Origin of the sequence: Microbacterium sp. dk485, assembly GCF_004570445.1 — a bacterium.
GTDB classification, from domain to species: Bacteria; Actinomycetota; Actinomycetes; order Actinomycetales; family Microbacteriaceae; genus Microbacterium; species Microbacterium wangchenii.
This window is the reverse complement of the sequence record NZ_SPQW01000002.1, coordinates 14570-33741: the sequence shown is the minus strand read 5'-3', so window position 1 is coordinate 33741 and position 19172 is coordinate 14570. Positions and strand designations below refer to the sequence as shown.

The window sequence follows — 19172 nt, the reverse complement described above, 5'->3', positions numbered from 1 at the left end:
CGCTCGTCGTACCGGCAGGGTCAGGATGGAGCCATGACCCGATACGCCAGCGCGGTGCACTCCACTCCGGTCGGCGACGTTCTCCTCACCGTCGCCGACGACCACCTCCTGTCCCTCCGCGTCCTCCACGACGACGGAGAAGCGGCACGGGAAGGCCTCGTCCGCGTGCTCGGCGTCGTGCCCGAGGACGATCCGTCCGCCGGCGCCGAGACGGCGCAGCAGCTGGATGAGTACTTCGACGGAACACGGAAGCAGTTCGACCTGGCGTTGGACTGGAGCCTCACGCGGGGGTTCTCCCGGGCCGCTCTGCAGGCCGTGTGCGAGATCCCGTACGGCGAGACCGCGGCCTACGGGGAGGTGGCGGCCATGGCGGGGCATCCGCGAGCCGCGCGGGCGGTCGGGACGGCGTGTGCCACCAGCCCGTTCTCCATCGTCGTCCCGGTGCATCGGGTCGTGCGCTCGGACGGTTCGCTCGGGCAGTACGGCGGACATCCCGAGGTGAAGCAGTACCTCCTCCGGAGGGAGCAGGAGTCGGGCGCGTAGGCCGCCCGACACCGACCGAGGCCCCGGGACGATGTCCCGGGGCCTCGGTGGTGCGGAGCAGCGTCAGTGCGAGGTCGCCTTCTCGGCTCCGAAGCCGGTGAGCGAGCGCACCTCCATCTCCGCGGCCTTGCGCGGATCCTCACTGCCCTTGCGAGAGGTGATCGTGCCCAGCCAGCCGAGGAAGAACCCGACCGGGATGGAGACGATGCCCGGGTTGTTGAACGGCCAGATCGCGACGCCCGTGTCCTTGAAGACGCTCGTGGGCGTGCCCCAGAACACCGGCGACAGGACGATCAGGATGATCGCGGCCGCCAGTCCCCCGTACATGCTCCACACCGCGCCGCGTGTGGTGAAGCGGCGCCAGAACAGCGAGTACAGGATCGTCGGGAGGTTGGCCGACGCGGCGACGGCGAACGCGAGCGCCACGAGGAACGCGACGTTCTGTCCCTGCACGCCGATGCCGCCGAGGATCGCGAGCACACCGATGACCACGACCGTGCGGCGGGCGACCTTCACCTCGCCGTCGGGCGGGACGTCGCCCTTCTTCACGACGTTGGCGTAGATGTCGTGTGCGAACGACGCCGCCGCCGTGATCGTGAGCCCCGCGACCACCGCGAGGATCGTCGCGAAGGCCACGGCGGAGATGAATCCGAGCAGGATCGGCCCGCCCAGTTCCAGCGCGAGCAGCGGCGCCGCCGAGTTCACTCCGCCCGGTGCTGCGGCGATGACCTCCGGGGTCACCAGCGCGCCCGCCCCGTATCCGAGGACGAGGGTCAGCAGGTAGAACAGCCCGATCAGCCAGATCGCCCACACCACCGAGCGACGCGCTTCCTTCGCCGTGGGCACGGTGTAGAAGCGCATCAGCACGTGGGGCAGGCCCGCCGTGCCGAGGACGAGGGCCAGGGCGAGGGACACGAAGTCCCACGGGTTGGCGCCGTACTGCAGCCCCGGGCCGAGGATGGCATCACCCTGGGGCGAGGCGGCCACGGCGCTTTCGAGCAGCGTGTTGAGGTTGAAGCCGTTGATCGCGAGCACCCAGATCGTCATCACGAGGGCGCCGCCGATGAGGAGGAACGCCTTGACGATCTGCACCCACGTGGTGCCCTTCATGCCGCCGACGAGGACGTAGACGATCATGAGCAGACCCACCACCGCGACGACGATCGACTGCCCCACCGCCTCGTTGATCCCGAGCAGAAGCGAGACGAGACCGCCGGCGCCGGCCATCTGCGCCAGGAGGTAGAAGAAGCACACCGCGAGCGTCGTGATGGCCGCAGCCATCCGCACCGGGCGCTGCTTCAGCCGGAACGACAGCACGTCGGCCATCGTGAACTTGCCGGTGTTGCGCATGAGCTCGGCCACCAGCAGCAGCGCGACCAGCCATGCCACGAGGAATCCGATGGAGTACAGGAATCCGTCGTAGCCGTTGATGGCGATTGCGCCGCAGATGCCGAGGAAGGATGCGGCGGAGAGGTAGTCGCCCGAGATCGCGAACCCGTTCTGCGGGCCGGTGAAGGAGCGGCCGGCGGCGTAGTAGTCGGCGGCGGTCTTGTTGTTGCGGCTGGCCCGGATGACGATGAACAGCGTCACAGCGACGAAGGCGCCGAAGATGGAGATGTTCAAGATGGGGTTGTTCTCCGCCGTCTGCACGGCGGCGTGCACGGCCCCGAAGACTTCGTTCACGACTGTCCTCCTTCAGCGCGCTCGAGCTGTTCGCGCAGGTCTTCGGTCAAGGGGTCGAGCTTGCGGTTGGCGTACCACACGTAGGTCATCGTGATGGCGAACGTCGTCACGAACTGGCCGAGCCCGAACAGCAGGCCGACGGTCACGTCCCCCCACACGCGTTCGGCCATGAAGTCCCTCGCGAACGAGGACAGCAGGACGTATGCGAAGTACCAGACGAGGAACGCGATCGCCAGCGGGAAGACGAAGCTGCGGTGGCGTCGCTTCAACTCCCGGAACGGCGGTGACTCCTCGACCGCGATGTAGTCGATGCCGCCCGGGGCGGCATCGGTACGCGGATCCGACATGTGGCCTCCTTGCCTCATGGCCCGGAGCACCCACGCTCCAGGTTGCGGGTAGAACAAGGGCGCCACAGCGGCACCCGGTGATATGGTCGACGCTACGAAGGCGGCGACGACGCCGTCACCCCCAGAAGTAGGTAGTTCGTGGGAGCAGCAACGGTGCCGAACGAGCAGGCTGAGCTGGTCTCGCACGCCGTCGGCGAATTGGCCCGACGCACACGTTTTCCCGTGGCATTCGGGGGCCTCGAACGCGACGGCGCCATCCACGTGACCGCCATCCACGGTGCGCGCACCCGCAGCATCGAAGGACTCGTCGTACAGGAGAACCGCGGACTGGGCGGGCGCGCCTTCGCCGAGAAGCGCCCTCGCCTCGCCCTGGACTACCGCACGTCGCGGACCATCACGCACGACTACGACCGCGCCATCCTCGGCGAGGGCATCTCCACCCTGTTCGCCGTTCCCGTCGTCGTCACCGGCACCACGCGAGGAGTCCTGTACTGCGGGTCGTGGACGCAGGCGCCGGTGGGCGACGTGGTCGCCGAGCCGGCTTTCCGGGTCGCGCGCGAGCTGGCCACCGAGCTGCGCGTGCGCGACGAGGTCGATCGCCGCATCGCGATGCTGCCGAGCGGCCGGCCCGACGCCGCACTGTCGCCGGCCGCGCAGGAGGAGGTGCGCGAGAGCTACGCCGAACTGCGCAGCGTCGCCGCCGCCATCGAGGACGAGAGCCTGCGCGTGCGTCTGGAACAGATCGAACGGCGTCTGGCGGCACTGACCGGCGCCGGTGATGGGGCGGGAGGAGGCCCGGAGGTGCGCCTGTCGCCGCGCGAGCTGGATGTGCTCGCGTGCGCCGCCCTGGGCGCCACCAACTCGGAGATCGCGCACCAGCTCGACCTCAAGGAGACCACCGTCAAGTCGTACCTGGCGGCGGCCATGAGCAAGCTCGACGCATCCACCCGCCACGCCGCTGTAGCACGCGCCCGCCGAATCGGGATACTGCCCTAACCCTCGCACCCCTCCATCACTAAGGTGTCACCATGGCCCGCAGAATTGTGCATCAGCTCGTCGACGACCTGGACGGCAGCGTCCTGGAGGTCGGGGAGGGTGAGACCGTCCTGTTCTCCCTCGACGGCGTCGCCTACGAGATCGACCTGACCGAGGAGAACGCCGCAGGTCTACGCGATGCGCTGGCGCCGTACGTCGCGGCCGCTCGGTCGGTGTCGTCGCGGTCGGGCGCCTCGCGATCGGGAACCGGCGGCGGCAGCGGACGGACGCGGCGGCGCGCCGGGCAGCAGGATTACACCGCCATTCGCACGTGGGCGAAGCAGAACGGCCACACGGTCTCCGAGCGCGGCCGCATCCCCGCATCGGTGCTCGAGGCGTACGAAGCGGCCCACTGACGCGACGGACGTGGCCAGCTTGGGAATCCCCTGGCAATGGCTCCCTCGGCTTGAGGTGCGCGCGCATTCTCGGCATCGTGGCTGACTTCGAGTCCGCAACGGAAGGAGCATCCATGCTCACGCTCACCGAGCAGGCGACCACGGCCGTCAAGACCATCACCTCGCAGTTCCCCGACGTCGCCGACGGCGGGGTTCGCATCGAGGGGGCCGGTACGCCGGACTCCCAGTTCCAGCTCACCGTCGTCCCGGGCCCCCAGCCCGCCGACGCGGTCGTCGAGAGCGAGGGCGCACGTGTCTTCCTCGACAGCGACGCCGCGCTGGTGCTGGATGACCGCGTCCTGGACGCGCAGCCCGACGGCGAGGGCGGCGTGCAGTTCGCCGTCACCTCACGCGCCTGACCACGGCTTTCCGACGACGCCCCCGGGATCCCCGGGGGCGTCGTCGTTTCCTCGAGAGCACTCCCCCGGCCTCGGTAGACTGGGGCGACCGGCCTCTGTAGCTCAATGGAAGAGCAGCTCCGTCCTAAGGAGAGGGTTGGGGGTTCGAGTCCCTCCAGGGGCACAACATATTTTCGGCTTTGACCAGGTCTTTCTTTTGAGCAGCCTAACTAGTTTCCCGTTTTTGCCCGCTTTTTGCCCGCATTTTCGGCCCCTGCTTGAAGCAACGACCGTCTCCAACGACCTTCATGCGACGTCTCAGAGCGCCGAAATCGAGCCTTTCGGGCGGCCGGTGCCTGGTCGAAAAACTGAGCATTCTGCTCTCGAGGTTCACTGCGGTCGGGCGTAGCGGGTCTGCGGACCCGACGGCAGTGCGACCAGCGGCATCTGGTCGTTCAGTCGCGTCGCGACGGCATCCAGATCGTCGTCGAAGAGATCGGCGTAAGTGTCGAGGGTCATCGCCGCGGACGCGTGACCGAGCATCCGCTGCACGGCCTTCACGTTCGCGCCCGAGCTGATCGCGAGGGAGGCTGCCGTGTGGCGAAGGTCGTGAGGTGTGACCCGCGGGATCGACGGATCGAACTCCTGCGCACGCCGAACCGCATTCGCGAACCAGCCCTTCTCCCCCGAGTTGCGCATGTGATTGATGCCGTCACCGAACACCAGCCCTTCGGGACCCTTCCCCGCGCACGCCTGCTCGATCATCGGAGCAAGCCGCTCGGGATACGGGACGGAGCGCCTCTCGTGCGTCTTGGGCGTACCGACATGGATCTCGTAGGCAATCATCACCGCGTTCTCCTCGATGACGAAACGTCGGCGCAGCCGGTTCACGCTGCGCACGCGCAGGCCCGTGGCCTCACCCCATCGCAAGCCGCAATACGCCAACGTCAGGACGAGCGTCGGATACGCCGAGCACGCCGCCAGCGTCGCCACCTGGTCGTGAGTGAGGTACACGCGACGCTTGCCCGGCCCGTTCCGAGGAAGGTTGCGCACGTGGCGGGCGGGGTTGCTTGCGAGACGCCGATCGTCGATGGCAACGTCGAGGATGCCGGCGAGGATTCCGAGTGAGCGGATAACGACCGTGCGCGACTTGCGCGTCGCGAGATCTGACACCCAGTCCTGCACTTCAGAGCGCCGGATCGAAGAGATCTCCCTATCGGCCCAAACGGGAGCGACGTGGTTCTTCCACGCTCGCTCGAGAGTCATGTAGTACGAGGGCTTCGACATCGGCGGCTGCTTGGATCGCAACCAACTGTCCGCGAACATGCTGACAGGAACCCGCGACGAGGACGGGTCGATGTAGTCGCCCTTCGCCTTCGACACCGTGACCATGGAGAGATACAGCTTCGCTTCGCGCATCGTGGTGAAGCCGCGCTTCTCCGTCTCGGTGCGATCAGGCTTGCGATAGCGCACGCGGTAGCGGCGGCCCTTCGCCGATTCGTACGGGGTGATGCTGCCCATCTCGACCTCCGCTCATGCCGGCTCGACGGTCAGTATCGGCCCAGTGTCGGACAACTGTCGGGCGCCGTCAACGCGGTCGATGACAGATGTGGATAGATGGCGGAAGACGTCGCCAACTGGCGTTGAGGTGGAGGGGCGCCTCCCTCCGACGACGAGAGTGTAGCGATCGGTCGCGTCTCCGTTCTCGCCGCTCACTCCTTGCAGACCCCGCGCTGGCGCGCTCCGCTTAGCAGCCGTTCGACGACGAGCACTGCGCCGCGCCCGACCGCTGATTTGGCTGGATGTCGGGGGAAGGCTGATCTTGGTCACGCGCCGTCTCGTCGGACCCACAGCGGCGCTGCCGCGTCGTCGCGTCGTCGCGTCGACGGGAGTCGAATGACCCTTTGGATGTTCGCCTGAATCCGGTTCGGCTGCGAAAACCGCGCAACTACCCGGGTTCTGCGCATCGTTGATCCGTCTCGATCGGGCCGAACCCGGGTGAGTCTCGAGAGCGTGCGGGCAAGAGTCCGCCGCGGGGGCCCGATGCTGGGGCGGTGGGTGGTGCTGCCGGTCGACGACGTCGTTACCGAAGCGCACCACGGCTCCTTCGACAGTGTCGCGCTGCGTGCAGTGCTAGCGACGCTGGCAATGTTTCAGGTTGCCCTCATGGTGGGGGCAAAAGCGGTGGTGAGCGAGGCGTCTCCCCCAAACGCCGAGAGTAGCGGGGCGTGGCCGACTCCGTCCCGTCGTCCGCTTTTGCAGACTCCACTCTTCGCTGCGCTACGAGCTTCGCTTAGCACCGCGCGCTCGGGCGCAGCAACGTGCCCTCTCCGCGGGATCGGCTGATTGTGGTGCCCCGCTGTGACAGATGGGTCCGCGTGGACGAAATGCTCGTGTTCCCCATCACGTTCAATCTGCGTTGCGGTCACGGCGAGCGTCCGGAATCATCAACGCGTAGTGGCCCGCACAGCCGCGTCAATTCGATCCGCCGCGGCTCCCGGCGCTTCGTGCTCCCAGAAGCGCATCACTCGCCACCCCGCTGTTTCGAGTCGGCGATCAGTGTCGCGGTCGCGGTCGATGTTCGCCGCGAGCTTCGGGCCCCAATAGTCGGCATTCCGCTTGGGAGCGGAGGCGTGTATGGGACAACCGTGCCAAAAACACCCGTCGATGAAGACCGCGATTCGCGCACGTGTGAAGACGATGTCGGCCCTGCGCCGCAGGCCCGGGATCGGCGCGAAGTCGACCCGATAGCGCAACCCTCGCGAGTGAAATTGCCGGCGCAGGGCAAGCTCCGTCGAGGTGTCGCGACGTTTGTTCGCAAGCATCGACTTCCTCGTGCTCGCCGACGTTGCCCATGACTCGGCCATAGATCACACACTGCCCGGATTCATAATTTGTGGTCGCTGGTGTGGCGGCTGATTGCGGCGTGTAGTGGCGGATTCAACTTGCGTCGCATCTTCTGCGCCAAAGTCTCTATCCCGCGAGCGCGTACTCCAGATCGTTGATGTGTTCTTGCACAGCCTCCCGGAACCCTGGGTACTGACCTAGGTTTCCCCGCTGCAAGCGGCTCCAGAACCCCTTCGCACCTCGCAAGCTGAGCGCATCGGCATTCTCGGTATCGATGATGTCTCCAAGGTGGCTGTAGTCCGCATGCCAAGGGAACTCGCTGAGGGACTCCGGGACGGCGATCATGCCTTTCCTACCCGCCGCAGAGGTTGGCCAAGACCCGTTCCCGGGCGTCCACGGTCGGAAGTCGGTGACCGGCTCGGCGGGATCATTCAGCCTGCTGCCGACCCAGCGCGAAACGCCGACAGTTACGGCGTTCCCAACGAGCTTCCAACGCGGACCGTTCCTTCTGGGCGAAAGATCACCGACGTCGGTCCACCCGCGGTCGAAGCCCTGCATTTCCTCCGCGTCCTCCACCGAAGGCTTCACAAGACGACGTCCTGGTGCAGCGTCGCGCACCCACACTGCGGGAGGTGAGGGTATGCCAACCGTCGACCCACCCTTAAGGGTGGGGACCGCGTCCTGTGCCCAGCCGAGCCCGCGCAGCCCTTCGGTCCAGTAAAAACCGAACATGTCCTCGCGGAAGTCCTCGGACCTGTCCCCTGCGTCGTCGGCGAACAGGATTCGGCGCGGATCCAGATCTACGGACGCGATCAGGATCACCCGGCGACGGCGCTGAGGAACGCCCGTGAATCGAGAATCAACAACGCGATAGGCCCACGCGTACCCAAGCGCCTCGATCTCAGAGATCAGGTAGCTCATTGCCTTTCCACGATCGAGAGCGAGCATGTTCGGAACGTTCTCTATAAGGAGCGTCGGAAGATCACCTCCACGTCGCCGCGCATCCTCCAGCAGTCGGAAGACATTCACCACAAGACCGGAGTTAACCCCGCCGATCCCAGCAGTCCGGCCAGCCTGCGAGAGATCCGTGCAAGGAAAACCGGCGGTAACGAGGTTCGTGCCTTCAGGGAGCCTCTTCATCTCGCGAACGTCAGGTTCGATGGGCACCCCGTGGAATCGCGCCCGGAGGACGGATTGCGCAGGCTCCCACCACTCGCAGAAGGCAAGCGTCTCGATCTGGTTCCCGAGTGCACGCTCAAGACCAAGTTCGACGCCCCCGATCCCGGCGAACAGGCCGGCCACCTTCCACGAAGTGCTCGTCATGCTTCTAACTCCTAACCAACGTCAAACGGTATCTCTGATCTGCCCGAAGCTCGAGCCGACCGGCCGCTGGGCGACGATATCGCGAGCCACCGACGATCCCAGACCCTCGGGGAGTACCACCCACCGCCGGATGTATACCCCGGCACCGACTGAACACCGCGAGGTGCGAGCTAGTAGAACCCTCTCGTCCTTCGCGCGCCCACGGGTCCCGTCGATCGACTATTCAGGACGTCTCGTCTCCCAGCCGGACTTCATCAACGGTGCGTGTGTGCGCGCCTTCGCGCAACTACGTGGCGCGCGGGCACTGCGCCTCGCGGCGCTTCCAGACCAGGTCCAGATCACCCGATAACGTGTCGACCGTGGATTCACCGTTTGCGGAAAACCTTGAACACGTCCGAGAAGCCCTTGAGTGGGTGAACATCTCGGCGCCGAGCGTAAACAAGTTCCACCGACTGGATGGGGTGTTGGCGGCGGCTGCAGGGATCTCCCGTGGAGCCGTGACGTCCGTCACTATCTCCAAGCCAGGCAACTACTCCGTGCGCAGCACGCAGTCAACACGCGCACAGCAGGCCTCGCTCCTCGTCGGAGTATGCGTGGACGAGTCCGTAATGGAGGACACCAAGGACGCCGCCCGCAAGGACGTGCTGAAGGGCGGCCATCAGGCGGTCGTTTTGATGCATCGATCGGAGAGCGGGACTTGGGATCTCGGATGGGGTGTGCGTTCCAACGACGAACGCACCGCGACGACTGCCACCAAGCTATCTAACGCGTACGGTATCGCCTGGGAGATCGTTGAGGCGGAGCAGCCTCATGGGAAGGCGTCGTCGACGACCACGCCGCCGATGCAGTCTGTACCAGCGCGCCTCATCATCGATGATCGAACGCTCCGGATGGTCAGAACGTCCATCGCATCGCGGTCCGCCACCATGCTGGTTGGCCCGCCCGGGACCGGCAAGACCCAGCTGATAGAGGAAGTCGTACGGGAAGTGGCGCAGGCGCCGGCTTCATTCGGGATGTCAATGGCGCACGACCGCAGGGTAGTGACCCCTGACGAATCCTGGACGACCCGTGATCTGCTGGGTGGCGACACGGTCGACGACAAAGGACGAATTCGCTTCGCCATCGGCCATCTATTAGAAGCCGTCTCGCGAGACGAATGGCTAGTGCTGGACGAAGCAAACCGCGCGGACATGGACCGAATTTTCGGTGGCGCGCTGACGTGGCTCTCCGGCCAGGCGGTATCGCTGGGTCGGGTATCGGCCAACCCCAACGCTGGGGAGATCTCGCTTGGATGGACCGACTCGGCCATCTCGGAGGTCACGCAACTTGACGAACTGATGGCCGAATCGCCGATTGAGCCGGTCGAGTTCCTTGCCGGTGCCGAATGGCGACTTCTCGGAACCTATAATGCGCTCGACGCAATCCGCGTTTTTCGCTTCGGGCAGGCGCTTGGTCGGAGGTTTGCCCACGTGCCGATAGCGCCTCCGGATTCGCTCGGCTTTGAGAGCGCACTCGGCGCTGAACTTTCGCAAGTCCCTCCGGAAATCCGCTCGGAGGTGAGAACCCGGGTGGTGACGCTGTACGCAGCCCATCGCGCGAAGCACAGCACCGCATTGGGTCCCGCCCTCTTCCTTGGTATCCCGCGGTATGTCGCTGCCGGGATTGAGCTCGGCCAGGGGACGATAGCCGAACTGGTGGCGGAAGCCTACGTGACCAGCTCTGGGGCATGGCTTGCGCGAATCGACGACACCGTACTGGACGCACTCGGTGCGGCCTTGTCTACTGACGAAGGACTTGAGGACCAATGGAGTTGGGTGACGACACAGCTGCAAGTGTTGCGCTGACCAGCTCCATCACGGATCCGGGCCCATCCATCCCGACTGCGGGCCTGCTCGAGGCCCTCGCGAGCTTCAGTGGACTGGGCCAGCTGTATTCTGCTGTGGCTGAACTAGCCTCCGGGGAGCATGAGTGGAGTGCCTCAGCGGTGCGCACCCGAGCCAATCGAGTGCTTATGGCCCACCTGATTCCTCTCGTCGCCCGACTGCCAGATGCGGCGGTCGCGTGGATCGACGCGCTGCCCGCGCAGTCTGAGCGACGACACGAGGTGAAGGCTGCACCGTCCGGCAAGGTCAATTGGGCCCGCACTCGACAACAAGGATGGCCTCCGAGCTCATTCCATACAGTCGTGCGGGAGCGGACGCCGGACAGCATTCTGACCTCGGTGTTCGGCTGGGTTGCCGAGGAGCTGGTTTCGATCCAGCAGGACGCGACCAGGGTTGCATCGGATGTGGACAAATCTGTCAGGCCCGAGCTATCGGCGATCCGCCTAGCGTGGGAGTCGCTTCAGACCACGGATGGCGAATTCACCCAACCGGATCGTGAAGACTTGGGTGCCCTGCGTGCATCAGGCCGCCCATGGCTCGGCCTAGCCGACGTCGCCGAGGAGATTATCTCCAAGCGCGCACACGTGGCCGATGTCGCTCGTGAGCTGCTACTTCCGGCGACTGAGCTTCGCGGCGCGCTCTTTCATCTCGGATGTCTCGGCGAAGTGCTGCTCGCCCTGCGCGGGCAAGGCTGGGGAATTTCCAACCTTCGACCAATCGGCATCGGGTCGGGCCCGATCTTTGAAGCCCACAATTCTCGCCGGACGCTTGATATCTGGTATGAGGTCGCCGCTGCGTTCCGGTACTACAACAGCCGGTCGCCGTACGCGCAAGCTCTGGAGCAGTTGGGGGCAAAGGGGCGTCCGATCGGCGCCGACATAGGAATCTTTGAATCGAATGAGCGCGCACTTCTCCTCGAATGCAAGTATTCGGCGAAGTCCGAGTACGTGCTTCGCAACGGATATGAGCAGGCGGTCGCGTACATGACTGAGTGCCACACCGCATTAGCGGTGGATGTCGAAGGCTTGGTCGTCGGCCCGCACGGTGTTGTGAACGGGGAGGCGGAAGTCGCCACGTCCGTGGGTCGGATATCGCTGCTTGCCGCCTCTGGCCTGGAGGAGCGGGTTGCAAAGTGGGCCTCGGCAAATCTTGGCCGCGAGCGGCACGCATTGGACGGCCGATCGCTCGACCGCGACTGAAACTACGCCGGCTCGTCCAGCAAGCCGCCGTGCGGGGCTTCGCGGGCCGCTCCGCAACCGTCCACCCCAAGCCCCGGAGCAATGCGCAACCAATCGCGAGTCGAACCTCGCGATTGGAACGGAGCTGGTCCCATCTGCATACGCAATTGAGCGACTCGACACCCGTTCGATGTGCGACCACGATACTCCCACCTGACAAGCACAATGCAACGACGATGCACGCAGGCACCGTTCAGTGGGGCGGTGATCCGGGCGCCATTCTGAAGCATCCGGCTACACTCGCCTGCGCACCGCGAAAAGTGCTGGCCAGCAGCTAAAAGCAGACGTACCCTGGCGCCATGCGCGGGGGCTTGCAGCGATGGAAGAGAGGCGTCGGATCCGGTGGGGTCGGGCGAGCGATCGACTACGCCGTCAAGGGAACCTGCGACGCCCATCTGCACCTTTCGACCGGCACCGATGCGCTCGAGTTGTACAGCAACGCCGCCGATGCGAGCGTCACCCGATTCGTGGTGACGGATGGCGCCATCGCAGCCGATCAGCTTTCTGCGGGCGCCCTGCGGGTGTGGCTCACTGGCCATGACCCGGTCACCGGTGAGGAGCGCGGGACCCCACGACTCAGCGCCGACGCCGACCTCCTGCTCGATGCGACACTGAACCACCCAAAGTCGTACAGCATCGCCGCGCTGCTGCACCCGGAACTCGCGACCGAGTTTGAGTCGCTCCAGGACCGTCTGCGCGACCGGATCCTGACAACCTGGCTCGACGAGCTCAACGCGCGTCGCGGGCACGGCGGACTCATCCGGGAAGACATCACCCGCATCGAGGTCGTCGAGCTCGACCACCGTCGCTCGCGCGCGCTCGACCCGCACGCCCACCGCCACCTTTGGCTGAACGTAAAGGTGCTCGGCGCCGACGGCAAGTGGTCCAACGTCGACTCTCGGGTCGCGATGAAGCTGCACACGTTGATCAACGCCGAAGGAGATCTTGCCGCGCACACCGACCCGCAGTGGGTTACAGCTCTTGCCCGACATGGATTCACGCTCGACGACGACGGCGAGGTTGCGGAACTGGCGGCGGCGGTCCGGCCCTTCTCCCGTCGGTCGGCGCAGATCGAGGCGAACCGAGCCAAGCTCATCGCGGAGTGGAGTGCCGAGCACGAAGGCGCGAGCCCCAGCATCCGAATCCTGACGCAGATCGACCGTCGCGCATGGGCGTTGTCGCGTCCGGATAAGCCTGCCAACCTCAACGAGCAGTCGTGGGAGACCACGGTCCGTGACGAGATTGCGGGGCTCCTCCCCCGGCTCGTCTTCGACCATTCACCAGTACCGCTCGTCTCGAATCCAATCGACGCGCTGGACCTGGACCTTCTGGCGGACGCCGCGGTCGTTGACGCGGATGAGCGATCCACCCGCTCCGGCGGTCGGTTCAGTCAGTTCGACCTCCGCGCCGGCGCCACGCGAGCTCTCGCGGGCAGCGGGGTGGTCGCACCCCGTGAGGACCTGACCGAGACGATCGACGCGATCACCGACCGAGCGCATCGCAAGTGCGTGCGACTGGTGAAGGATGCCGATATCCCGGGCCACGTGAAGGCGTTCATGGCGACCGAGACCGTGCGCCTGAAGATGCGACTCGCTGGCTACCTCGACGCACTCGCCTCCCCCGGCCGCTCACTCTTGCCGCACGAGTTGCGTCAGTGCGCGGCGTCCCCGGAAGACGTCGAGCGGCTCGACCCCTCGCAGCTTGCCGCGGCGGGCGCGATAGCGGGGACAGCCGAACTCGTCGCGATCACCGGGCCGGCCGGCGCGGGGAAGACCACGATGCTGCGCATCGCGTACGAGGGACTGAGAGCACAGCAACGACAGATGCTGGTGGTCGCGCCCACACGAAAGGCGGCGTCCGTGGCATCACGCGAGCTGGGCGCCGAGGCGTCGAGCCTTCACGCCCTGCTCGCCGACCACGGCTACCGCTGGACCACCGACGCCGCCGGGGCCCAGATCTGGACGAGGCTGTCGTTCGGCGAGGCGGACTCGGACACTGGGGTGGTCTACGAGGGGCCATCGCGGTTCGTGCTCCGACGCGGCGATCGGATCGTCGTCGACGAGGCCGGCATGCTCGACCTGCAGACGGCGTCCGCACTCGTCGATCTCGCGCTCCAACAGCAGGTGGGTGTTGCGATGGTGGGTGATCCGTACCAGGCGCTTCCGGTCGGGCACGCCGGAGCGATGGCATCCGCAGTGCGCTTCGCGACAGCATCCGTCGAACTCGACACGGTGCACAGGTTCAGCGATCCGGAGTACGCCGCTCTCACGCTTCGCCTGCGTGACCCACGCGACCGCGGCGACGCGCTCGCTGTTGCCGCGGAGTTGCTCGAGCGCGGGCACGTGCATCGGGCGCGGAGCACGGAGGAAGCGCGTGACGCGATGGTTGCGGTCTACTTCGAGTGGCACGCGCGCGGAAAGCGGGTCGCGCTGGTCTCGGGCACGAATAGCGAGGCAGACGCGATCAACGATGCGATCCAGCAGCGCCGCGTCGATGAGGGCGAGCTTGACGCCACCATGCTTGCGCTCGGGATGGGCGAGCAGCGCATCCTCGTCGGCGACACCGTGCAGACGCGTCGGAACGACCCCCGCACCGGAGTCGAGAACCGTGCGCAGTGGGTGGTGCGCGGCATCCGGGATGACGTCGTCACGCTCGCATCGGCGAGCGACAGCGGCGACATCCGTGGCGTGAGTCGTGAATATGCGCTCGAACACCTGCAACTGGCGTACGCGTCAACGGTGCACGGCATTCAGGGCGAGACGACGGATGCTGCGGCGGTGGGACCGGACGTCGACGCAGCCGGGCTGTATGTCGGACTGACGCGAGGCCGCCACCACAACATCGCGATCACGGTCGCACGGACCGACGAGGAGGCGATCGCGCAGGTGGGCGCCACGATGATGCGCGGGACGACCGAGCTCACGATCCAGGACGCGATGCGCGCTGCGCACACCGAGCTGCGGCGGGCTGCGCGCGAGCGAGGGCGCCGGGCTTCCGCGCCTTGGACCACGCCGAGCTCGTCGCCGTCGCGCAGCGGACTATCGCTGTAATCGACCGCTCGGGGCTCGCTCACTCGCCAGTACACTCCGGGTATGACCGCGACCATCAAGGTCAGCGCCGAGATCCGCGACCGGCTTAAGGAGCAAGCTGCGCGTGACGGGCGCACACTCGGCGCGCACCTCGCGCATCTCGCAGACGCTGAGGACAGACGATGGCGTCTCCAGCTGCTGAAGTCCGCGATCGAGGCGTCGAGCAGCGCCGACGCAGAGTCGCACGGTGCGGAGACCGGAGACTTGGAGCGCACCGAACTGGCCGACGCTCAGTGACGACTCCCGACCTTGCTCGGGCGTCGTGGCCTGGACGGCACTCGAGCCCGTCCGCGGCAGAGAGCAAGGTGGGCACCGCCCGGTGCTGATGGTTGCGTCCGCCCGCTACTTGGATGCTGTGACGACGCTCGTCATCGTGTTGCCGATTACGACCACCGACCGCGGATGGCCGAACCACGTTCGCGTGGAGGGGCCGAGCGGGCTGGACCGGCCATCGTGGGTCATGACCGAGCAGCCACGCACGTTGTCGCGGGACCGGCTCACGGGGCTGGCCGGCGAAGTGTCGAACGACTGTCTCGCAGCAATACGCACCTGGCTGGGCGACTTCCTCGATCTCTGACCGGCGTGACGACGGCAGACATGAGGTCTCGGCGTCAGCGGTCGCGGGCTTCGGCAGCGTTGCAGTTGGCGGAGCTCAGTCGGGCATATCGGCGCGCGGGGCATGCTAGGGGTCTACTAGACGGCCGGCCGCACAATGGAGACGCCCCAGCCGCTCGCCATTGAGGACCAGCAAATGAGTCGTGACCAAGTGGCGCGCGACCGTTGTCATCGCGGCAGTTGATGGTTGACCGGACTCTTACGCCGATCGTCCCTAGCTGCCACGTGCCGGCTCTGACCCGATTGACGCCAGTGATTGCCTCGCCGCGTGCGATCTGGCACAGACTTGCGTCCACGACGACGCGCCGATGCGGGCTTCAGCAGCACGAGCCAGTAGGTTTCATGAAGGGCCGCACGGGGGTTGCGGCAACGGAGCGACGATGTCCGGAATCTGGCATGGCCGAGAGTGGCAGGACTTCTGCATGCTTCTGCTGCAGAAAAGATATGCGAGACACAATTCGCACAGTCTGCAGCTAGTCCCCGACCGACACAAAGGCGACCTCGGCATTGAAGCCTTCTCGCACGACGGATTTGCGTATCAGTGCTATGCCGCGGACGAACCGCTCACCGTTGCGCAGTGCTATGAGAAGCAGCGCGACAAGCTGACAACCGACCTGGGAAAGCTCAGGACAAAGAAGGATGATCTCGGCGCCATGCTCGGCACGGTGGTCTTGAAGCGATATGTCTTCATGGTTCACCGCCACGACTCGCGGCTTCTTGTCGCCCACGCGAGTACGAAGGCTTCCGAGGTCGCTGGGTGGGGGCTCGCCTTTATCGATCCCTCGTTCTCGATCGTCGTCGAGACCGACGCAGACTATGCGCTCGAGCGGGCAGACCTTTTCTTGGTCCCCACGCCGATCGTCGAATCCACTCCACCTGACCCTGCAGCTGTGAGGGACTGGCACACTGCCAACGACAGCCTCCGCGAGACTGCGGCAGAAAAGCTGGAGGTGATCATCAGCTCCAGTAGCACGCGAGACCTCATGCTCGACTCACTCATTGCGCAGTACCTGCAGGGTGAGAACGCGTTGGAGCGTCTTCGATCGATTGTCCCGGACGTTCACGCTGGGATCTTGGCATCCAAGTCGCGACATGAGGCCATGTTGGTACTTGAGTACCCGCCCGACCTTACCTATTCGAGCGCCAGCTTGGCCAAGATCGCGCGAGAGTTCGCGGCGGTTCTCCGCGCGGACTACCAAGTCCTGAGTGAGCAGCTCGCTACGGTCCTCGCGTGGGCCGCGGTTGCGGACTGGCTAATGCGCTGCCCGCTGAATTTCGAGGCGGCGTAGTGGATAGCTCCAACCAGCTGTCGGAGTTCTTCGATTCGATCGATGCCAAGATTCAATTCCGCCAGCGAGCAGAGCCCATTCCCGGGGACTTCAGGACGGCGTGGCGAGTTGCGGTCCTATGCCTGATCTTGCGTCACTCACGAGCAGACTCCGCACCGGTTGAGCAATTGCACACACTCTGGTGGGCAATCCGGAGCGAGCACACGAGGGACCTCTTCGTCAAGTGGCACGAAGGGAACAAGTCTCCCGACGAGCTCCTCGTTCGATTCGATCCTTCAGTCGACGTAACCATCGATCTCGCCCTGGGCGCCGAGCTTGTCAGCCGTGAACCGTCCGGGGTGATCAGGCTGACTCCGCCTGGGAAGTCGTTCGCCGATGCCATCGAACATGGGAACTCTCTAGTTGCGGAACGCAGCTTCTTGCGGTCTCTCTCGGGACGCATAACGCAACGACAGATACGTGACCTATTGGAGTGGACATGACTAGCGGCCTTCGATTGCGTGCTCTGCGCTTGCGTGTGACAACCAGCGCGGGTGAACTTGGTCGGACAATCCGATTCGGAGCGGGGCTTTCGGTTCTCCGCGCGGACAACACCTCGGGGAAGTCGACTGCCCTCCAAGCGATCGTGTACGCCTTGGGCCTTGAGGGGATGCTCAGCCCAAGCCAGCGGGTACCGCTCCCCCATGCCATGACCGACCAGATCGATGTCGATGGCCAGCCGCGCCAAGTCGAAAAGTCGTGGATCGAGATCGAGGTCGAGAACGCCGACGGCCGAGTGGTCACTGTGCGGCGCGGAGTGGTCGGCGCAGATAGGGACCGCCGCCTCGTGACGGTAACGGAGGGCGCGGCCATCACCGAGAACGGAAGCCTTCCCAGTTCGGACTTCTTCGTGAGACGCCAGGGTGCGGCTCAGAACGAGGCTGGATTCCACCGCTTCCTTGCGGAGTTCATGGGGCTAAGGTTGCCGCGCGTGAGCACACACGACGGAGGCGAGGTCCCCCTCTACCTCGAAACGCTCTTTCCGTACTACTTCGTCGAGCAGAAGCATGGCTGGAGCGGCGTTCAGGCCCGTATTCCGACCTACATGGGGATACGGGACGTAGGCAAACGCTCGGCAGAGTACGTGCTCGGGTTGGACGTGTTTGAGCGCACACTCCTCCGCCAACGACTCCGGTCAACGATGAGTGAGCTCGAATCAGACTGGCAGGCTGCATGCCTGAAGGCGACAGAGTTGGCAGCAAACAGCAAACTGGTGATCAGGAATCCGCCTGGCCGCATCAGCGGAGGATTAGGCGAGGCGTCACTCATCCCGGTGGTCGCGGAGGGGACCGCTTGGATACCGATTACTCAGGCAATCGAAACACTGACGGCGCGGCTCACAGAGACCGCAGGAGACGTTCCGTCTGCAGGGGAAGCCGCATCACATATTGAGGCAGATCTTCAATTCCTCGAGGGCGCTCTTCGGGAGGCGCTCGCAGTCTCAGCCGCACTGGCGGAGGAGGAACGCGAAGCACGCACGTATATCTCGCAGGTTGAGGCTCGAATCGACGCGCTCCGTGAGGACCTGCAACGACATCTTGACAGCCAGGTTCTTGAGAGTTATGGATCGGCGAAGTCTCACGACCTCATCGCTGAGCACGTCTGCCCAACATGCCATCAGGAACTAAACGACGGTTCGGACATTTCCCGACACGCGATGTCTGCGGCGGAGAGCATCACCTACATTCGGCGACAAGTGGCCACGTTTCAGAGCATGCGCGACGATCATGAGCGAGTGTTGCGGGCGATCGCCATTCGACGCACAAGTCTCTCGGCTCAGGTAAGCCAGCACCGCACCGATATCCGGGTTGCCCGCGACACGCTCGTGAGTGCGAGTTCCACGCCATCAGTCGCGGCAATCTCGCGCCGACTGTCCGACCAAGCGCGAGTCAACGAACTGGAGGAACGGTACGCGGCACTTATGGACCTGCGCACGGAGCTCGAGCGCCTCGCCCGAGACTGGGCTGTCCAGCGCGATCGTCTCCATGCTGCCGAGTCTGGCGATCTTTCCCGCGACGACGAGCGGAAAATCGAAGCAGTCGAAGCCACTCTAAGAAGTCAGCTCGCCGCGTACGGATTCAAATCACTACGCGTGGAGGAAATCGACATCGACCGCACGACCTTCCGACCGACACATGACGGGTTCGATCTCGGATTCGACCTATCAGCCAGCGACATGATCCGATTGATCTGGGCGTATCTATTCTCGCTTCTGGAAGTGGGGCAGGCAACCGGCAATCATGCTGGGCTGCTGCTCTTTGACGAACCGCGGCAGCAAGACACCGCTAAGACAAGCTATGGCGCTCTCTTGGCACACGCTTCCCGGATGGGGGATAAAGGCGCCCAGATCGTGTTCGCAACCAGCGAGACACGCGAGAGCCTTCTGCAGATGCTCTCAGGACATCATTACGAGCTCATTAGCCTCGATCCTGGCGAGAAACTCCTACTCCCAATCGACAACCCGTGAGGTAGTGGTCGGGATGTCCGGTCGCCACGAGGCTCGCTGAC

At 65.1% G+C, this 19172-nt stretch carries 16 protein-coding genes and 1 tRNA gene; 12 read left to right on the top strand and 5 right to left on the bottom strand.

Annotated features, from left to right (window positions below):
• Positions 1 to 33 precede the first annotated feature (33 nt).
• Complete coding sequence (locus tag E4V99_RS10800; protein WP_135067964.1) at positions 34 to 543, top strand: methylated-DNA--[protein]-cysteine S-methyltransferase; 510 nt, start codon at positions 34 to 36, stop codon at positions 541 to 543.
• Between the two features lie 63 nt (positions 544 to 606).
• Here the strand turns inward: E4V99_RS10800 and E4V99_RS10795 are convergent, their stop codons facing one another.
• A complete protein-coding gene (locus tag E4V99_RS10795) occupies positions 607 to 2226 on the bottom strand; it encodes a sodium/solute symporter (protein ID WP_187270465.1) in 1620 nt (539 codons plus the stop codon).
• On the bottom strand, positions 2223 to 2573 hold the full coding sequence (locus E4V99_RS10790; RefSeq protein WP_135067966.1) for a DUF485 domain-containing protein: 351 nt from the start codon (positions 2571 to 2573) through the stop codon (positions 2223 to 2225). Before E4V99_RS10790 ends, E4V99_RS10795 begins: the two co-directional genes overlap by 4 nt.
• Before the next feature lie 153 nt (positions 2574 to 2726).
• On the opposite strand from E4V99_RS10790, the gene E4V99_RS10785 reads away from it, so the two are divergent.
• The 4 genes from E4V99_RS10785 to E4V99_RS10770 all read left to right on the top strand — a co-directional run bounded on the left by E4V99_RS10785 (position 2727) and on the right by E4V99_RS10770 (position 4525).
• A complete protein-coding gene (locus E4V99_RS10785) occupies positions 2727 to 3569 on the top strand; it encodes a LuxR family transcriptional regulator (protein ID WP_245233164.1) in 843 nt (280 codons plus the stop codon).
• A gap of 32 nt (positions 3570 to 3601) precedes the next feature.
• A complete protein-coding gene (locus E4V99_RS10780) occupies positions 3602 to 3964 on the top strand; it encodes an Lsr2 family protein (RefSeq protein ID WP_135117285.1) in 363 nt (120 codons plus the stop codon).
• Between the two features lie 113 nt (positions 3965 to 4077).
• The gene (locus tag E4V99_RS10775) at positions 4078 to 4362 is read left to right on the top strand and encodes an iron-sulfur cluster biosynthesis family protein (protein ID WP_135117284.1); all 285 of its coding nucleotides are present in this window, start codon (positions 4078 to 4080) and stop codon (positions 4360 to 4362) included.
• 91 nt (positions 4363 to 4453) lie between these two features.
• A tRNA-Arg gene (locus tag E4V99_RS10770) sits at positions 4454 to 4525 on the top strand.
• 206 nt (positions 4526 to 4731) lie between these two features.
• Here E4V99_RS10770 and E4V99_RS10765 read toward each other — a convergent pair.
• The 3 genes from E4V99_RS10765 to E4V99_RS10755 form a co-directional block, all read right to left on the bottom strand.
• Positions 4732 to 5862, bottom strand: coding sequence for a site-specific integrase (locus E4V99_RS10765; RefSeq protein ID WP_135117283.1), 1131 nt, complete (start codon positions 5860 to 5862; stop codon positions 4732 to 4734).
• A gap of 926 nt (positions 5863 to 6788) precedes the next feature.
• Positions 6789 to 7208, bottom strand: a complete 420-nt coding sequence (locus E4V99_RS10760; protein WP_135117282.1) for a very short patch repair endonuclease — start codon at positions 7206 to 7208, stop codon at positions 6789 to 6791.
• Positions 7209 to 7314: 106 nt separating this feature from the next.
• Positions 7315 to 8511: a DNA cytosine methyltransferase gene (locus E4V99_RS10755; protein WP_135117281.1), complete on the bottom strand. Its 1197-nt coding sequence runs from the start codon at positions 8509 to 8511 to the stop codon at positions 7315 to 7317.
• Positions 8512 to 9119: 608 nt separating this feature from the next.
• On the opposite strand from E4V99_RS10755, the gene E4V99_RS10750 reads away from it, so the two are divergent.
• From E4V99_RS10750 to E4V99_RS10720, 7 genes are all read left to right on the top strand, one after another.
• On the top strand, positions 9120 to 10355 hold the full coding sequence (locus E4V99_RS10750; RefSeq protein WP_135117280.1) for an AAA family ATPase: 1236 nt from the start codon (positions 9120 to 9122) through the stop codon (positions 10353 to 10355).
• 167 nt (positions 10356 to 10522) lie between these two features.
• Positions 10523 to 11593 carry a hypothetical protein gene (locus tag E4V99_RS10745; protein WP_135117279.1) on the top strand — a complete coding sequence of 357 codons (1071 nt, stop codon included), beginning with the start codon at positions 10523 to 10525 and terminating at the stop codon, positions 11591 to 11593.
• Positions 11594 to 11931: 338 nt separating this feature from the next.
• Complete coding sequence (locus E4V99_RS10740; protein ID WP_135117278.1) at positions 11932 to 14682, top strand: AAA family ATPase; 2751 nt, start codon at positions 11932 to 11934, stop codon at positions 14680 to 14682.
• Between the two features lie 42 nt (positions 14683 to 14724).
• A complete protein-coding gene (locus E4V99_RS10735) occupies positions 14725 to 14958 on the top strand; it encodes a hypothetical protein (RefSeq protein ID WP_135117277.1) in 234 nt (77 codons plus the stop codon).
• The gene (locus E4V99_RS10730) at positions 14909 to 15298 is read left to right on the top strand and encodes a type II toxin-antitoxin system PemK/MazF family toxin (RefSeq protein WP_348630740.1); all 390 of its coding nucleotides are present in this window, start codon (positions 14909 to 14911) and stop codon (positions 15296 to 15298) included. Before E4V99_RS10735 ends, E4V99_RS10730 begins: the two co-directional genes overlap by 50 nt.
• 460 nt (positions 15299 to 15758) lie before the next feature.
• Positions 15759 to 16625, top strand: a complete 867-nt coding sequence (locus E4V99_RS10725) for a hypothetical protein (RefSeq protein WP_135117275.1) — start codon at positions 15759 to 15761, stop codon at positions 16623 to 16625.
• A gap of 478 nt (positions 16626 to 17103) precedes the next feature.
• A complete protein-coding gene (locus tag E4V99_RS10720; RefSeq protein ID WP_135117274.1) occupies positions 17104 to 19131 on the top strand; it encodes an ATP-binding protein in 2028 nt (675 codons plus the stop codon).
• Positions 19132 to 19172 lie beyond the last annotated feature (41 nt).

What these genes read in the sequence shown, in the direction of transcription:
- E4V99_RS10800 (WP_135067964.1), top strand. Translation starts at nt 34, where the DNA reads ATGACCCGATACGCCAGCGCGGTGCACTCCACTCCGGTCGGCGACGTT.
- E4V99_RS10790 (WP_135067966.1), bottom strand. Translation starts at nt 2,573, where the DNA reads ATGTCGGATCCGCGTACCGATGCCGCCCCGGGCGGCATCGACTACATC.
- E4V99_RS10780 (WP_135117285.1), top strand. Translation starts at nt 3,602, where the DNA reads ATGGCCCGCAGAATTGTGCATCAGCTCGTCGACGACCTGGACGGCAGC.
- E4V99_RS10775 (WP_135117284.1), top strand. Translation starts at nt 4,078, where the DNA reads ATGCTCACGCTCACCGAGCAGGCGACCACGGCCGTCAAGACCATCACC.
- E4V99_RS10765 (WP_135117283.1), bottom strand. Translation starts at nt 5,862, where the DNA reads ATGGGCAGCATCACCCCGTACGAATCGGCGAAGGGCCGCCGCTACCGC.
- E4V99_RS10760 (WP_135117282.1), bottom strand. Translation starts at nt 7,208, where the DNA reads ATGGCCGAGTCATGGGCAACGTCGGCGAGCACGAGGAAGTCGATGCTT.
- E4V99_RS10755 (WP_135117281.1), bottom strand. Translation starts at nt 8,511, where the DNA reads ATGACGAGCACTTCGTGGAAGGTGGCCGGCCTGTTCGCCGGGATCGGG.
- E4V99_RS10750 (WP_135117280.1), top strand. Translation starts at nt 9,120, where the DNA reads ATGGAGGACACCAAGGACGCCGCCCGCAAGGACGTGCTGAAGGGCGGC.
- E4V99_RS10745 (WP_135117279.1), top strand. Translation starts at nt 10,523, where the DNA reads ATGGCCCACCTGATTCCTCTCGTCGCCCGACTGCCAGATGCGGCGGTC.
- E4V99_RS10740 (WP_135117278.1), top strand. Translation starts at nt 11,932, where the DNA reads ATGCGCGGGGGCTTGCAGCGATGGAAGAGAGGCGTCGGATCCGGTGGG.
- E4V99_RS10735 (WP_135117277.1), top strand. Translation starts at nt 14,725, where the DNA reads ATGACCGCGACCATCAAGGTCAGCGCCGAGATCCGCGACCGGCTTAAG.
- E4V99_RS10725 (WP_135117275.1), top strand. Translation starts at nt 15,759, where the DNA reads ATGCTTCTGCTGCAGAAAAGATATGCGAGACACAATTCGCACAGTCTG.
- E4V99_RS10720 (WP_135117274.1), top strand. Translation starts at nt 17,104, where the DNA reads ATGACTAGCGGCCTTCGATTGCGTGCTCTGCGCTTGCGTGTGACAACC.